The sequence below is a fragment of the Colwellia sp. 75C3 genome (assembly GCF_002836255.1).
GTDB lineage: Bacteria > Pseudomonadota > Gammaproteobacteria > Enterobacterales > Alteromonadaceae > Colwellia.
This window is the reverse complement of record NZ_PJAU01000059.1, coordinates 205,465-222,087: the sequence shown is the minus strand read 5'-3', so window position 1 is coordinate 222,087 and position 16,623 is coordinate 205,465. Positions and strand designations below refer to the sequence as shown.

General features: G+C 39.3%; 17 protein-coding genes. 4 read left to right on the top strand and 13 right to left on the bottom strand.

Going from position 1 to position 16,623, the window contains the following annotated elements:
- The first annotated feature begins 438 nt into the window (after window positions 1-438).
- Together CXF85_RS18275 and CXF85_RS18270 are read left to right on the top strand one after the other, a co-directional pair.
- The gene (locus CXF85_RS18275; protein WP_101230074.1) at window positions 439-1,686 is read left to right on the top strand and encodes a malic enzyme-like NAD(P)-binding protein; all 1,248 of its coding nucleotides are present in this window, start codon (window positions 439-441) and stop codon (window positions 1,684-1,686) included.
- Between the two features lie 328 nt (window positions 1,687-2,014).
- Entirely contained in the window at window positions 2,015-3,190 is a 1,176-nt protein-coding gene (locus CXF85_RS18270) for a PepSY-associated TM helix domain-containing protein (RefSeq protein WP_101230073.1), read from the top strand.
- 117 nt (window positions 3,191-3,307) lie between these two features.
- On the opposite strand, the gene CXF85_RS18265 is transcribed toward CXF85_RS18270, so the two are convergent.
- From CXF85_RS18265 to bhcB, 13 genes are all read right to left on the bottom strand, one after another.
- A complete protein-coding gene (locus CXF85_RS18265) occupies window positions 3,308-3,865 on the bottom strand; it encodes a YbhB/YbcL family Raf kinase inhibitor-like protein (RefSeq protein ID WP_101230072.1) in 558 nt (185 codons plus the stop codon).
- Window positions 3,866-3,983: 118 nt separating this feature from the next.
- Window positions 3,984-4,682, bottom strand: a complete 699-nt coding sequence (locus tag CXF85_RS18260; RefSeq protein ID WP_232771256.1) for a helix-turn-helix transcriptional regulator — start codon at window positions 4,680-4,682, stop codon at window positions 3,984-3,986.
- 146 nt (window positions 4,683-4,828) lie between these two features.
- A complete protein-coding gene (locus CXF85_RS18255; protein ID WP_198555692.1) occupies window positions 4,829-4,999 on the bottom strand; it encodes a hypothetical protein in 171 nt (56 codons plus the stop codon).
- A 240-nt stretch (window positions 5,000-5,239) separates the two neighbouring features.
- Entirely contained in the window at window positions 5,240-5,452 is a 213-nt protein-coding gene (locus CXF85_RS18245; RefSeq protein ID WP_198555690.1) for a hypothetical protein, read from the bottom strand.
- A 73-nt stretch (window positions 5,453-5,525) separates the two neighbouring features.
- Window positions 5,526-5,951 (bottom strand): GNAT family N-acetyltransferase, encoded by a 426-nt coding sequence (locus CXF85_RS18240; RefSeq protein WP_101230070.1) that lies wholly within the window; start codon window positions 5,949-5,951, stop codon window positions 5,526-5,528.
- Between the two features lie 121 nt (window positions 5,952-6,072).
- Entirely contained in the window at window positions 6,073-8,460 is a 2,388-nt protein-coding gene (locus CXF85_RS18235) for an ATP-binding protein (RefSeq protein WP_101230069.1), read from the bottom strand.
- A 5-nt stretch (window positions 8,461-8,465) separates the two neighbouring features.
- The gene (locus CXF85_RS18230; RefSeq protein ID WP_101230068.1) at window positions 8,466-9,677 is read right to left on the bottom strand and encodes an ABC transporter substrate-binding protein; all 1,212 of its coding nucleotides are present in this window, start codon (window positions 9,675-9,677) and stop codon (window positions 8,466-8,468) included.
- Between the two features lie 102 nt (window positions 9,678-9,779).
- A complete protein-coding gene (locus tag CXF85_RS22990; protein ID WP_198555688.1) occupies window positions 9,780-9,956 on the bottom strand; it encodes a hypothetical protein in 177 nt (58 codons plus the stop codon).
- Window positions 9,956-10,510, bottom strand: a complete 555-nt coding sequence (locus tag CXF85_RS18225) for a GNAT family N-acetyltransferase (protein ID WP_101230067.1) — start codon at window positions 10,508-10,510, stop codon at window positions 9,956-9,958. Before CXF85_RS18225 ends, CXF85_RS22990 begins: the two co-directional genes overlap by 1 nt.
- Before the next feature lie 201 nt (window positions 10,511-10,711).
- Window positions 10,712-11,098: a hypothetical protein gene (locus tag CXF85_RS18220; RefSeq protein ID WP_442871883.1), complete on the bottom strand. Its 387-nt coding sequence runs from the start codon at window positions 11,096-11,098 to the stop codon at window positions 10,712-10,714.
- 191 nt (window positions 11,099-11,289) lie between these two features.
- On the bottom strand, window positions 11,290-12,324 hold the full coding sequence (bhcD, locus tag CXF85_RS18215; RefSeq protein WP_101230065.1) for an iminosuccinate reductase BhcD: 1,035 nt from the start codon (window positions 12,322-12,324) through the stop codon (window positions 11,290-11,292).
- 87 nt (window positions 12,325-12,411) lie between these two features.
- Window positions 12,412-13,560 (bottom strand): 3-hydroxy-D-aspartate aldolase BhcC, encoded by a 1,149-nt coding sequence (gene bhcC / locus CXF85_RS18210; RefSeq protein WP_101230064.1) that lies wholly within the window; start codon window positions 13,558-13,560, stop codon window positions 12,412-12,414.
- Window positions 13,561-13,620: 60 nt separating this feature from the next.
- Window positions 13,621-14,598, bottom strand: coding sequence for a beta-hydroxyaspartate dehydratase BhcB (gene bhcB, locus CXF85_RS18205; protein ID WP_101230063.1), 978 nt, complete (start codon window positions 14,596-14,598; stop codon window positions 13,621-13,623).
- A 428-nt stretch (window positions 14,599-15,026) separates the two neighbouring features.
- On the opposite strand from bhcB, the gene CXF85_RS18200 reads away from it, so the two are divergent.
- Together CXF85_RS18200 and CXF85_RS18195 are read left to right on the top strand one after the other, a co-directional pair.
- Window positions 15,027-15,815 (top strand): IclR family transcriptional regulator, encoded by a 789-nt coding sequence (locus CXF85_RS18200; protein WP_101230062.1) that lies wholly within the window; start codon window positions 15,027-15,029, stop codon window positions 15,813-15,815.
- An 86-nt stretch (window positions 15,816-15,901) separates the two neighbouring features.
- Window positions 15,902-16,333: a GlcG/HbpS family heme-binding protein gene (locus CXF85_RS18195; protein ID WP_101230061.1), complete on the top strand. Its 432-nt coding sequence runs from the start codon at window positions 15,902-15,904 to the stop codon at window positions 16,331-16,333.
- Window positions 16,334-16,623: the final 290 nt, after the last annotated feature.

Here is a 16,623-nt window from a genome sequence, read left to right as displayed (position 1 = left end):
TATGGTTCAGGGACGTCATCCTCGTGGTGTCTTTGCCTACATAGATGTAGGTACTTAGCTTTGGTCTGGAACCACAAACCTGAATCGAGGATCCAGTCACTAAAAAGTGATGGATCTTCGATCAGATACTTCGAAGATGACGGTTACAGCAATCTCATGGTGTGATTGGCAGATTTTTCATTGCGCGTTTTTTTGACTGTCCATCTACAAAAAACGCCTTTAAACACAGTAGTAGGTTTCGAAGTAATCGACGGTATTTTGCATTCATCAACCCTGCATTTAACCGATTAATCATAAGCTTATTACCTTAAAGTCAACGATGTGATTTTATAAACAACAACTTTTTGGTATTCAACATGCTACCCCAACCGGCACGTTGAGTACTGCCCCTTAATTTATATATTTTTAATCTTATAACACTAAAAAATAGGTCTACTCATGTCTGATTTTAAACAAGCAGCACTGGATTATCACGCCTTGCCAACACCAGGCAAGATTGCCATTGCCATCACCACAGCCGCCGAAACAAGTGCCGATTTATCGCTAGCCTATAGTCCAGGTGTCGCCGAGCCTTGTCGAGAAATAGCCAAAAACCCTGACGATGTTTACAAGTACACAGGCAAAGGCAATACCGTTGCCGTTATCTCAAATGGTACTGCAGTATTAGGATTAGGTAATTTAGGCCCAATGGCCTCCAAGCCAGTGATGGAAGGTAAAGCTTTATTGTTTAAGCGTTTTGCCGACATTAACTCTTTCGATATAGAAGTAACCCATAAAACAACCGAAGAATTTATCAATACGGTTGCCTGTATTGCCGATAGCTTTGGTGGTATTAACTTAGAAGATATCAAAGCCCCTGAATGTTTTGTTATTGAAAAAGCCCTTAATGAGCGTTGTAAAATACCGATATTTCATGATGACCAGCACGGTACTGCCATCGTAACGGCGGCAGCCATGATTAACGCCTTAGAAATTCAAAATAAGAAAATTGAACAAGCTAATATTGTTTGTTTAGGTGCGGGTGCCGCGGCGATTGCCTGTATGGAACTTTTGATCCAATGTGGCGCAATGCGTGAAAAAATCTACATGCTCGATACTAAAGGCGTTATTCATACCCGTCGTAGTGACTTGTCTGAATATAAAACACGATTTGCCAATAACACCGACAAAAGAACCCTAGACGATGTCATTGAAGGGGCTGATGTTTTTCTGGGTGTTTCTGGCCCTAACTTACTTAATACCGAACAGTTAAAGAAAATGGCAGACAACCCTGTGGTGTTTGCTTGTTCTAACCCAGATCCTGAAATAAAACCTGAGTTAGCGCATAGTGTAAGAAGTGATTTAATTATGGCGACAGGTCGTTCTGATTACCCTAACCAAGTAAACAATGTTTTATGTTTCCCATTTATTTTCCGCGGCGCTTTAGATGTGCGAGCGCGTAAAATTAACAACGAGATGAAAATAGCAGCGGTGCATGCTATTAGAGAGCTTGCCAAACAAGACGTGCCAGAAAGCGTTTTACAGGCAAGCGGCGAAAAGCAATTATCTTTTGGTAAAGGTTACATTATTCCTCGACCTATGGATCCGAGGTTGTGTAAAAATGTTGCCCTAGCAGTGGCTAAGGCCGCTGTAGATTCAGGTGTTGCTGCGTTACCTTTACCTGATAACTATATGAATGATGCTTAACTAACTTGCTTAGATATAGTTAGATTTAATCTATTTTATTTGCCCACAAAGCCGCTATTAATAGCGGCTTTTTTATTGCTATTTTTTATAGCTAGACATGAATATACTAAAAACACATACAATAACGAATCATTCGTATTTAAAGTAATTAAAGTAATTAAAGTAATTAAAGTATATTACAATCACCCAAAACGTCACTTCAAAACCAGCAAAATTCTTTCTGCTAAATTTGATTAAACATATTATAGATAAGCACGACGCTTATCTTTTTTCGTACTCAAGGAAGTTTCATACCCAGCACTTATCAGTACTGGCTCAAGGTAAATAGATGAATATAAGAAAAACCTTTTTTTGGCTACATTTGATCCTAGGTTGTAGCGCCGCTATTTTTATTTTTTTAATGTCTATCACTGGTGTTGCATTAACCTATGAACGTCAGATGATTAAAGCGGCCGAGCGTGCTGATTACCCTGCTGCGCCAACAAGTTCGACACCCATTTTACCAATGTCAGAACTCTTGATTATTGCCAAAGGTTATCCTACGAAAAAGATCGCTGAAATTGTGATAGAAAATCAAGATAATGCACCGATTATAGTCAAAGATGGTAGAAAGAAAGTCGCTTATCTTAATCCCTATACTGGGGCTGAATTAGCAGTACCGGGTCAAAATACTAAAACTTTTTTCAGTAAATTACGTGCTTTTCATCGTTGGTTAACATTTGACGGGAAATTTAGTGAAACGGGTCGATGGGTCAATGGCATAGCAAATATTATTTTTCTTGTGCTAATTCTTTCAGGGCTTTATTTATGGCTACCTAAACGATTTAAGTCGAGAGCATTTAAACAAAGATTAACCTTATCGGGTAATTACCCCAACAAAAGTGCTAGAAATTACCAATGGCATAACGTGTTTGGTGTTTATATGGCACCCGTGCTTTTTGTCTTGGTGGTTACCGCGCTATTCTTTTCGTTTAAATGGCCCGGTAATACCCTTAAAAACCTAGTATCAACGGAGTCATTGTCTCTCGAAAAACCTGTGCAGGTTTCAGCTCAGCAGACCTTATTACAACTTCCTATTGAACAGCAATTATTAAGGATCAAAGCGCTTTACCCACAGTGGCAAACCATTCAATTTTCATTAGACAATTTATTAGACTCCTCACTAGACGATTTATTAGAGAATATCCCGACCAATAACAAAGTATATCAAGTCGATCAGGGCAATGGTGGCGAGCCACAAAAGCGGCTTAAAGTACTGCTAAATAAAACAACGGGTGATTTGGTACAGGAACAAAAATTTGAGCAACTATCCACTTATAGTAAATTACGCAGCTATATTAGGTTTCTGCATACGGGAGAGTTTTTTGGACCCTTTGGACAAACTATTGCGGGCTTAGCATCACTATTAGCATGTTTGTTAGTTTACACCGGGGCCATGCTTTCGTGGAGACGTTGGCGGAATAGTCGAAAAATAAAAGTCAGTGCGCCGGTATACGTGACTTAAAATAGAGACAATAAAGTTGATGAGTGTAACGTGCTATCACTCATCAACTTTTATTTTAAACGAATGCCTAGACTCTGATTTTCAGCATTTGAAAGAGCAAAGCAATTCAGTTAAATCTTAGTCTCGTTTATATAAAGACTCTATCGTGCTTGTTTCGATAGTGTTGGCATTAATCATATAGCCTGCTAACGCGCCTGAAGCTCCTTCTGGCAATTCAAGCTTATCAACTGATAGTGCATGCACGGTAAAGCGATAATGATGAATACCATGGCCTGCTGGAGGACAAGCACCACCAAAACCTTGGCTTCCATAATCATTCGTTATTTGCATGCTACCTTCAGGGGCTAAAGCTTTTTTTGTGCTACCTGCACCGGCAGCAACTTCTGTCACTGTGCTAGGAATATTCACGATTTGCCAATGCCACCAACCACTACCTGTCGGCGCGTCAGGATCATAAGCGGTAATAGCGAAACTTTTAGTCCCTTCAGGCGCACCAGACCATTTCAGCTGTGGTGATAAATCACTTCCACTACAACCAAAGCCAGTAAATTCTTGCGCTTTAGACATGAACTCTCCGTTGGTAATATCCTGACTAGACAACTTAAGCGACTCGGCGAAAACGGTTGATGAAAGACTTAAGGTGAGTAAAGCAACGGCTGTGAACGACTTAAACATAATCATGTTCCTTATTTAACGTAATGGGCATTGATGGTTGAATATCGGTTATTTCAATAGGGAATATTTTATCGATCGCCCGCAATATTTATAGTCTCAATCCCGTCAAGTTTTCGCCCTAATCCGTCACTTTAGTTTTACGTAAAGCTGAAGGTGTCAGACCAAATCGCCCTTTAAAGCGGCTGGTAAAACGAGATTGTGACTGATAACCACATTGCTCTGCGATATACACAATTGAATGACTAGTCGTTTGTAACAAGTGCAAACCAAGTCCTAATTTCACCTGATCTTTTATTTCTTGAATCGTCGTACCTTCTGCGAATAACTTGCGCCTGAGGGTCGATTCGCTCATAGCGACTTTTTGGCAAATAGTGGCGAGTGCTACATCTACTGAAGGTTGTTCACTTAAAATGACATGTATTTTTTGCCCTAGCTTATGAGGCACAGCCATCGATAAAATGTCTTTATATCCCAAGTGATAAAGCAATTGTAAAATTTCTTTTCGGCGTAATGACCACATGGCTTGCGGCGAGAATAACGACCACTCAACAAATTGCTGCAGGCACTTCTCTAGGGCAATGGATATTTCCCCAAGACTAAAAGATTGTTCACTGAGGGTATTCGGACCTATGCCGATAAAGTCCTCATATTCAAACTCAATCAATAACGCAAAGTATTCTTTTTCTTTCGGAATATTACGCATATTTATCGCAGGGTTATCCGATAAAAAGATGAAGTCACCCGCTCGACAAATTATCTCCCCCTGCTTACCTAATTTTTTATCTCCATCAAGGACTGCGATAAATAACGGTTTCACTATCGGTACATTTAATAAATGCTGCTATTTTATCGAGGAGTAAACCGCAAAAGGTAACGTGTGGTCTTCAGTGTTGATAGCCTTAATGGCATTAATAAGATTATTCATGGTTATTGGTATAGGTGTAGTCATTTTTATAAAACCAATTAAGTGCTACGCACTGCCGTAACTGTCACTTCAATTAGCACATCACCTTCAAGGTTCACTCCAAGGCATGCACGTTGTGGCCAATGTTGAGGATTATCGCCTAACCAGTTTTGCCATACAGTATCCATCAAGGGTTTATCTGTCATCTTAGCGATGTATACCCGCTCCATTTGAAAATGCTCGTTTCAAGAAGTTTGAGCGACTCATAAACAAGGCGCATTTTTTTATTAAGGGTTATTCCCTTAAAAAGAAATGTAACGCTGAGTATGATTTGCTCAGACTTCCCCAAAGGGCAGGTTTAGAAACGCTTTATGCTGCGTTATTGATTTTGAGAAGGGGCTTACCATTCTCTTCAATCAATGCCTTGCCTTGCCTAAAGACGTTTCTAATTCCAGCTGAATCATGCATTTTCAAGTGGAACGGGTATAAACTTGTGCAGAAACAATTCGGCTTTTATCTGAGCTTAACTCCGTCAAATTCGCCTCAATTGTCGCCAAAGTAAGTAATGTTTGTTGTTCAATACCCACCGAGGTATCTGCTGATGTCGCTACCGTCCACACTAAGTATTTATAGGCTGATAATTTACTACGACCATCATAAATACCAGATTTTCTCTCGATCATAGGAATGCCTTTTTAATATTGACGTGAAGTATTTTAGCTAGCACTAGTGAGCAATAATTTAATGATATGGGTATTATACAAACCTGCACATACCATGACCCGTAGAATCACTAGGTCTTTGAATATAGCCATAACGAGCATAAAAACTTTCTCTTCCGGCTGCTGATAACAAACCTATGGTTGAGCCTTTTTGTGCGGTATAGCGTAAATAACCTTCTATTGTATCCATTAGCACAGTGCCGAGACCTTGGCTTTGATAACTTGGATCAACAATGACATCCTGAATATAGAAGTACATCGCACCATCCCCCACCACACGCCCCATACCAATAAGTTGTCCGTCATAGTAAATAATAACGTGAAACAAGCTGCTATTTAAGCTCTTTTCAGCGAGGTTAGCAGCAAGATCACCCCAACCTATTTTACGACGTAAGAGTAAAAAGTCTTGGACAGTTGGGGTTTCTAATTTTAAGCAATATTTCTCTGCTAACACTTTCATCTCCATTTGTTCTAACTATTGTAAATAAACACCACAGATAAAAATTTTAGACTGCAACTGAGATGAATTTTTCGTTTTAATAACTACCCATAATTATTGCCCAAGTTTATTGGCTATCGAGTTAGTCGGTATATTTTTGTATCAGTGTATAAATTTCATCTACATCAATAGGTTTACCTAAACAGTGATCAAACCCTGCCTGCTTATATTTATCAATATCGCGTGTCATAACATTTGCGGTTAAAGCAATAACCGGAATATTGGGATGGGAATTTTTAATAATTTCACACGCCTGAACACCGTCCATATTTGGCATTTGAATATCCATAAAAATCAAATCAGGTAATAACTTACCCACCTCATCGATTGCCTCTATACCGTCATTAGCAATACGAATGGTTGCTTTGGTAGGGCGAAGCACTGCACTAAAAATCTTTTGATTTATCTTATTATCCTCTGCCAGCAGAATATTCAGCTTCTCTGCTTGTGGCGCTTGTACTTGCGTCAATGCCAACGCGTCATGTCTTGCCGGCTCAGTTTTATTTAATGGTAAGACGACACTAAAAGTAGAACCTACCTGCTCTTCACTGATGACTGTTATTTCTCCCCCCATTAGGTTTGTTAATTGTTTAGCAATAGGTAAACCTAGACCTGTACCGCCATAATTCCTAGTGGTTGTCGCATCAGCTTGTTCAAAACGGTTAAATAATTTATTAATTTGAGCTTCAGAAATACCTATACCCGTGTCTCTCACCTCAAATAGCAATGCCTCATTTTGCTCACTAAGGGTAATGTTCACCTCACCCTTAAGGGTAAATTTAATTGCATTAGAAATTAAATTTAAAATAATTTGCCTCAATCTTACCGGATCAGCCAACCAATGGGCGTGCATGCCTTTTTTTATGGTAAAGATTAAGCCAATTTTTTTTTGTTCAGCTGACAAGGAAAGTTCAGCAATTATAGATTTGAATAACCCCTCGATGTTGGTCGGTAGTGACTCTAAACTAATGTTATTGGATTCTATTTTAGATAAATCTAAAATATCATTAATAATTGCAAGTAGATTTTTTGAAGAGGTGATACCCATTTCAACCATTTCTTTTGAAGACTCAGACAAGTTATCTCGTTTCAATATTTGCAATGAACCTAATACACCATTCATGGGTGTACGAATCTCATGACTCATATTAGCTAAAAAATCACTTTTAGCTTGGTTGTCGTCTTCGGCAGCCTGCTTCGCTTGTCGTAATACTTGTTCGTCAATTTTCTGTTGGGTAAGGTCAATATGCGTGCCGACAAAACGCAGAACTTCGTGTGATTCTGGGTCACGAGCGGCATAAGCTCGCGATAGAATAGGTACCCAATGTCCCTTTTTGTGGCGCATCCGAAATTCAATGCGATATCCATTTTGACTACCCTTAGAGCAGGCTTCAACCAATTTCAACGTCCGCTCAACGTCATCTGGATGACAGAGTTCGCTCCAAGTTTCTACATTGCCTTTTTTTTCTTTCGGTTCGTATCCCAACATACCTAACCAACGCTCGGAGAAATAAACGTCTCCCGTTTGGTAGTTCCAATCCCAAATCCCATCATTACTGCCCTGGATAGCGAATTGATATCGTTCTTCACTTTGTTTTATTTTTCTTTCTGAAATGGCCAGTTTTTTTAATGGATTGATCAGTAATGAACGAATTAACAAAGCTAATAACACAAAAGAAAACAAGGTAGTCACAGCCAGCGTGCTACCTATTTGCCAAACATACTGCTCTTTTTCCTCCTGTAATTTACTTGTGGAGGTATAAAATTTTAATTCCATTGCGGTATTAGCAACAGGGTATGTTGATACTAAAGAATAATTATTTAAGGGCGTTGTTTGAAAAAACAAATCACTTTTATTAACAAAACTGACCGCATAATTATTATCTTTAGTTAACTCGGCTAAAAGTTTTTCAATGGAATGACTGACGATATCAAAGCTAATGATACCTTCTACACCATTATTATATTTCACCGGCATGGCGATACTAAAATAATGCTGTTCCGCGTCTTTAATGATGGTTAAAACAAGCGGTGCTTTATGGTCAATTATCTTTTCAATTGTGTTTTCAATGAACGGTGGACGTGAAAGTTTTACCGTAGGTTTAGGGTAAATTAATTCACCAGTAAAATCGGTAATATAAATTTTTTCTTTAGAACCCAAAATCTTTCGATCATTAAGTAAATCGGTCAAGTTTGCCGAGGCCAGTTCAACCCCCATAACACTTGAAGTGACAATAGGCGATTCACCTAATTCAGCAAGCAGCTTGACGCGATTCTCAAGAAATTGCTGAAGATTATCAAAAGTGGACTGAGCCTGCAGCTTAGTGTGACTTTCTTGAAGTTGTGTTAAAGAAGAAACGGCACGCTCTGACACAAAGTTAATATTTATTAACAGTGAAAACAAGAATCCCAGCAACAACACTAAATAGGTAAGACCCGCTTTGCTTTTAAGTTTTTTTAAAAAGTTCATAACGCTTAATTAGCCGTTACGTTAATTTGATTATGCTCACCAAAAGTTGCCATACAGAAGTTTTCAAGCCTTAACGCTTCGTGCGCATCTTGGTGTTGTTCACTCCACTTAGAAAACGGCTTGTCATATTCTTTAATAAGCCCTTGAACGGGTTGTTGCAAAGACTCCAAGGCTTGTTGGAATAAAAAACGATCCTGCTTCATATTACCGGTCAATTCTATTTGTTGTAATGCCGAAATAGCTAATCGTCCAAGATCGTAAGCGTGTATAAACCCTGCTGGCGCTTTAACCTTTTCTGGCGAAGTAAACTCTTCAGGAAATAGCTTTTTTGCTCTTGCCATGACTGAACGTTGAAATAAAGATTGCTTCGATGAAGCAAGGGAATAACAACTCTGAATAAAATGAAAAGATACGTCTTGTTTAATCTTTTCATTGAATATCATATCTACATCACCTCCCGTGGCTCCCCAGTGACTGATGATAGGCAACCTTTTCTCTTTTTCCATCGCCGCCATAGCATTTACAAACTGATGAGTTTCATTGAAATTACCCACAAAAAAGACGCAATCATAACCTGCTGAAATTATATTTCTAACCATTATACGCGCTGAATTTTCTTTAATATTCCAACCGAATAAGCTTAAACCAAAAGGTACTTTATCTTGCAAATATGACGACATTGTTTTCTTATTCGATTTGCCCCAAGCGGTATCTTCTAATAACAAATGAGGGTTTTTACAGGAGAGGTTCTGGAGTGCGAATTCACTAATGCGAATACCTGCTTTAGTATCATCAACAGATAAGCGAAATACCCAGTTATCCGCGCTTGGATAGCGCGTGATTGGGCCACCTGCCGCCCAAGGTACTAAAAGAGGAATTTGATTTTCATTAATAAAGGTACGATTTTTTATATACGGAGGAGAGTGCAAACCACCAAGAATAAACAATGCTTTTTCATCTTTAAGAAAATCTTTCATGCTTAGCAAACTACGTTTAATATTACCTCGATGATTTTTCTCTTTGAGCTCTAAACTAAAGCCTTGTATTTCATTGTCAACTTCATCAAATGCGGTAAGCAATCCCATTTTCATTGCATTAGCCGATAACTGATTTAATGAGTAATCGGCATCATGATAAATAACCAACTTTTTATTTGTATCTGCTAAAGCAGTATATGACGCTAAAAATAAGCAAAATAAAACAAATCGAGTTAGCATATAAAAGGTTCGTAAGTGGTTAATATATTGATACTAAATTTAGCCTAACTTGGTCTACTTAGCTATCACCAATATCCGCTAACTAGATAGCTTTTGTGATTTTTACGTAAATAAACCACTGACCCAATCAAAAGTTAATACTGTGGTGAATATTTTTAGTACAATAACCCCGATAAATACAAGGATTACGCCTGCTTTTATTTTTCTACTTTTTAGGTTATTCCAATACAATAACTTAGATTTTAACTCATTTTTCACTTCATCTATCGATTCTTTCATCAAACGTTCTCAACAAGATTATGAGCCAAATTCTTAGCTAAGTTTTCTGGCGAACCCCAACTATAAAGGAACTCTTTTACTTTATTATCACAAGGGGTATGCCAATAAGCAGTCTTAATATTTTTGCCCCCTTTAGCTTGATAAAAGTCTATCGCATTACTGTTGCACGCTAAAACCTCAAGATATAAATCATGGTCACTATAGTTTTCAATAGACCAAGATGCTGCGGCAACTAATAAACGAGAACCAGTACCTTGGCCTTTACTACCAACCTTTACATGAAGATTATCAATGATAGTGCCAAACTTAGGGTGGTTAGCACCTAAGACACAAACAAATCCGCAAAAGGTACCCTCGACCTCAGCAACTAACACCAATTGATTACTCGGTGGCTTTGTTAATCGCGTTGTCCACACGGCTTCTCTTTCAGCAAAAACCTTATCAAGCAGATAATCAGCAGAAAGTACTGAATGATAATTATCACGCCAGCTTTGTGCATGTAATCCGGCAATGCTTGCAAGGTCATCTAAGTTCGCTTCTCTAATAACTACCATTTGATTATTCTTCCACTATCTAAAACATACATAAAAGCACTATACGCTCGCCGAAAAAGAGAACAAGCCGAAAAAGTAACTATTTGTGTATTTGGCTGAGTACATGGAAGTTTCGTTACCTAGTAGCTATTTAATCAAATTATCGTTTACTAATTTACTACCATGCTCAGGATCAGGTCTAAACAGCTCCTTTGATATCCGTTATTGTGATTTAATTTGTTTTTTTTCTTCGACGGTTAACGCTTGATACCAACGAGGATAGGACCAGCCATAACCCCACCGAAAAGTTGTAGGCAACAAAGGGGTTCCGCCGACACGAACACCGGCAAGCATTAGCGCGGCTATTTCCGGCTGTCCGACTTTAGCCACACATTGTTGAAGCTCTTTATCAGCGGTTACGCGCTCATCATAAGTGCCTCCTTGCCAATAGGTGTAGTCGTGAGCAGTACAGCAACTTAACCATAATTTTTGTTGGGTAAAAGTTCCATCGGGGAAGGAACTACAGCCATCAGAGGTAAAAGGCTTGATTTCTTCAGCATTAATCGTGGCTGAAAATAGTAATAGGGAAAAGGTAAGTATAAAACGCATCATTTTTTGACACTTTACAGCGATGGATTGATTTACCAATTTAACGTGAACAACACTGAGTTAACAGTATAAATACCATTTACCTGTGTTATTTTGTCCAAACAAAAAAATGGCTGTTCACAAGAATAAACAGCCATTAGGACTTTTTAATTTTTAATTAGCGTATATGATAAATGCCCTAACACTAAGCCTTATAAATTGAAGTAGGTTGCTAGACCTTTAGCTTCAGCTAATTCAGCAGCAACCGAAGCAACCGCTAAATCTTGTAAACCAACGCCAGTACCATCAAACAAGGTGATTTCTTCAGCCGATGTACGTCCCGGTTTAGACCCGTTAATCACATCACCAATTGGCGTGATATCAGACGCTTTGATCAAACCAGTAGCAACCGCGTGTTGTGCTTCACCAATAGTAATAGATTGAGCAATCTCATCGGTAAATACAGTAGCAGTCGCTAATAAATCGGCATCAACTTCTTGTTTACCTTTAGTATCAGTCCCCATACAAGCGATGTGAGTACCAGGCTTGATCCAATCTTTTTCTATTAATGATTCAAAAGCAGAAGTAATGGTAATAATGACATCCGCTTGAGCACCTAACTCTTCGCGAGTGACTGACTCAAATGGCAAACCTAATTCTTTAGCTACCGCAGCAAGGTTAGGAAGCATGTCCGGGTGAAAGTTCCACGCGACAACTTTTTCAAAATCACGTTGCTCAACTGCAGCACGTAATTGGAAAGTAGACTGGTGACCTGCACCAACCATACCTAATACTTTTGCATCTTTACGCGCTAAATGCGCGATAGAAACAGCAGAAGAGGCAGCAGTACGTACCGCGGTTAAATAGTTGCCACCAACCAGTGATTTTAGCTTACCGGTATCGGGATCAAATAAAATAACAGTAGACTGATGGTTAGTTAATCCCTGTGCCATGTTATCTGGCCAGTAACCGCCAGATTTTAAACCTAACACCATGCCGTCACGGTCAAAACCTGATTTAAAACCATAAAGTGCACCCGCATGACCAATATCTTCACGAATTACTGGGAAGTTGTATGCGGTATTTTTAGCCATGGCGGAAAATACATTTTCTACCGCGGTAAAGGCATCTGCACGACCAATGACTTCTTGGCAAATTTCTTCAGAAACAACGGATACGCCCTTTTTTTCTGGTAAAGAGCTTGTTGGTGAACTATTTGTTGTTGTACTGCTTTGTGAATTACTCATAATTATTATCCTAGGAAAGTGGTAAACCCAATAAATTTGCTAAACCCTCAACGAATGCCGAGGGTATGGGTTGCAATAAAGCTGCTATTAAAAAGCTTTACCACGTGCAGACACTGGCCATAACGTTTCAACCTTGCCATTACGTACACCAACATAGTAATCATGTACGTTACACGTTGGATCACAATGACCTGGCACTAGTTTAAGTTTTTCATTAATTTTTAATGCGCCACTAGCATCTGAAATAACACCATGCTCATCAGAACACTTAATGTATTCAACATCGTCACGACCAAAGATGTACGGTAAACCACTATCTACTGATTGCGCCTTAAGACCTGCATCACAAATAGCTTTGTCTGCTTTGGTATGGCTCATAACAGACGTTAAGATGAATAATGAATTTTCGAATTCTGAGATTCTCTTGCCATTTTCATCATGAATACGTTGGTAATCCGCATCCATAAATGCGTAAGAACCACACTGTAATTCATTGAAAACGCCTGAGTTGCCTTCAAAGTAGTATGAACCCGTACCACCACCGCCAACGATGTCACACTCAAGCCCTTCAGCTTTAAGCATGTCAACCGTGCGCGCAACCATGCCAATTGCAATGTCGATTTTTTCTTTACGCTCTTGGAAACTTTCTAAATGCTGCATAGCTCCTTGATATGCTTGAATGCCTGAGAAGGTTAAACCCGGTGTAGCTGCAATCGCTTTAGCGATATCAACAACAGGTTGACCTTCGCTTACACCACAACGGCCTGCGCCACAGTCAATTTCAACTAAACATTCAATCTGCGTGTCATGCTTATTAACAGCAGCCGCTAATTCAGCAACGTTTTCCAAATCATCAACACAAACAATAGTACGGGCGCCCAACTTAGGTAGGCGTGCTAAACGATCAAGTTTGGCTGGATCACGTACTTGGTTTGACACTAAAACGTCTTTAATACCACCGCGAGCAAAAACTTCTGCTTCTGATACTTTTTGACAACAAACACCACAGCTATCACCCAACTTTTCTTGTAAAAGTGCTATATCTACCGATTTATGCATTTTTCCATGAACACGATGGCGAACGCCCATCTCTTTTGCGTAGCCACCCATTTTAATAATGTTGCGCTCTAACGCGTCTAAATCGACTATCAAACAAGGTGTTTGAATATCAGCTTCGTCCATACCTGGAAGTGCTGGAACGTCATAACCTACTTCTAAATCGTTTACTTTTGTCATTTTATTCTCCAAGATTTTAATTATTTGTATTGAGTTAACTTAAATTTTTACCAATTAGGTTTATTTATTCATCCACGGCAATTTGTCTAAATCGACATTTCCGCCAGTCAAAATGACGCCGATACGTTTGCCTTTAAACACCTCAGGATTTTTTAAAATAATGGCTAGTGTTACTGCACTACTTGGCTCGACAACTATTTTCATGCGGATCCAAATAAGCTTCATTGCCGCAACAATTTCCTCTTCGGTTGCCGTTAAAATATCGGTGACATGGTTTTTAACAAAATGCCAAGTTAAGTCTTTTAGAGGGACTTTCAGACCATCAGCAACCGTATCCGGTGCATCATCAGCAATGATATAACCGGCTTTGAAAGAACGTGCCGCATCGTCAGCGTTAAGTGGCTCTGCCGCATAAATTTTTATATCTGGAGCAATGGTTGATAAGGTCAGGCAAGTACCTGAAATCATGCCGCCACCGCCAATAGGCGCAACCACGGTATCTAAGCCTTGCACCTGACTAACCAACTCTTTTGAACACGTTGCTTGCCCTGCAATAACACGTGGGTCGTTGTATGGATGAACAAAGTCAGCTCCTGACTGTGCAACAACATCAGCAAATACCGCTTCGCGAGAACTGGTAGAAGGTTCACATTCGACAATGATGCCGCCATAACCAATTACGGCATCTTTCTTCGCTTGTGGTGCAGTACGTGGCATTACTACGGTAACGGGAATTCCACGTCGTCCAGCAGCGTAAGAGAGTGATAAGGCATGGTTACCTGATGAATGGGTGGCAACACCAATTTTTGCTTCTGCATCGGTTAAACCAAAAACAGCATTACAGGCACCGCGTACTTTAAAAGCCGCTGCCTTTTGCAAGTTTTCACATTTAAAAAACAACTCCGCCCCAGTTAATTCATTTAGGAAACGTGAGGTTAATACCGGCGTTTCATGAATAAAGGGTTTAATACGTTCATGGGCAACGAGTACATCTTCGTAGCTTGGAATTATCATGGTCGGTTTGGTTGAACTGCTCATATGTTCCTCTTAATATCTTTTGCGGTATTAGCCGTAATATTGGTCGTAGTATTAGCCATGAAATTAGTCACGGCTTTGTTCGTATTTCTTTATATGAGTCTCAATGTGACTCCTAACTTGTAAAATATTGGGTTATTACGCTTCAATTTCACCTTATGGAAAACCGTCGAGGCAGGCAAATAAGAGGGATTTCACCATATGAAATCCTCACTTTTTATCACGATATGAAATGATGTAGTCAACTGATAAGTAAAGAATTAAGAAGAGATGAATGGCAAGAGAAGTTATGGATTCCACGATATGAAATGAGCAGCGGTCAATTAATAATGGTTTTTATCGGTTTTAGCTTTATATTTAATAAAAGTTGACACAAGAGTCAAGAAAAGAGATGTTATACCAACTAAGCCTGTAAGATAAGCGGTAATATTATGACTAGAGTTAAACCAGAATCTCGCATACAAGTGATCGATAGAGCAGCGACATTACTCGATGCTATATCACGCTATACCATGCCAGTAACATTAAAAGCCCTTAGTGCAGATACTAGTTTGGCGCCATCTACTGCTTTTCGAATTTTACATTCACTCATCGATAATCATTTTGTTGATCGGGATAATTCTGGCAAGTACCAGTTAAGCGGTCGACTCATTAGGCTCAGTAATTATCAATATCAAAACGTCGATTTTCGTAAAGTCGCTATTCCTTATATGGAAAAGTTGCGTGATAAATTTGGTGAAACCATTAACCTTACAGCGCGTGAAGGCGACGTGGTTATTTACGTAGAAAAAGCCATTCCCAATAGAATGATGCATGTTCAACAAATTATTGGTAGCCGTGCACCGCTGCACGTCACTGGTGTGGGAAAAATGATGTTGGGCATGGAAGGCCATGACGGTATTGAAGGGTATGCGCAACGCACCAACTTGCCAACTTATACACGTAAGACATTTTCAGAGATAGAAAGCTTAGAGCGTGAATGTATGCGCTGTGTCGAACAAGGTTTTGCCTATGACAACGAAGAAGCCGAAATAGGCGTCGGTTGTATTGGCGTGCTGTTATACGACAGATATGGTGAGGTTGTCGCCGGTTTATCGGTATCAGCTCCTATTGCTCGACGTAAAGATGAGTGGATTAAAGATTTAGTCAAAGCGGGCAAGTCAATCTCCATTGAGCTTGGTTATGTTAAAAACCAACAACCACTCAAAGAAGCCAGTTAAATAATTAGTGATGCAAAATTTAACAGCCGAGAGCTTAGTCAACCCTCATTGTGCTGTACCAGTTTTAAAATTAAAGAGTAGAAACTATGTTGACCATAAATAGACTAAACCAAACGGAAGCAAAAACGATAATTGATGGGGCGGTGAACAAAGCAAAGACACTTGGCGTGCCCATGTGTATTGCCGTTGTCGATGAATCAGGTAACTTAATTGCCTTTGAACGTATGGACGGAGGCAAAGTTCATAGTATTACCATTTCGCAAGATAAAGCATTTACTGCCGCATCGGCGCGTAAAGGTACTCATGAATTTAATAAAGCCTGTATTCCAGGCCATAAAAATAACTTATTTGGTATTCATACCGCTTTAGGTGGACGTATGTGTATTGTTGGCGGAGGTTTACCCATTACTTTTAATGGTAATGTTGTTGGTGGCATTGGTGTTAGTTCAGGCTCACCAGAGCAAGATTTAGGCTGTGCACAAGCAGGTGTTGATAGCTTTAGTAACGTCTATGGCTAACTGAGCAGGCGAAAGTGAATATTACCCTCTGAGGGGTATGTCTTAGTTTAATTCTCTTTCGCCAATCATAATACCTTTCATAATTAATGATGAGCTTATGTTGATGACTACCGAAATTAGCCATTCCTGATAAACATAGCTTTGGTTTACCACTGATATCCCCTATATTGATTTCAACAACATAATTTGCGAACATATCAAAAACACATCAGAAGCTATTTGTCCGCATAACCTCTAAAAGTTAAATTACACGCAGTTAGTTGGCTTTTGAGTAAAAATCTAGTTCATCC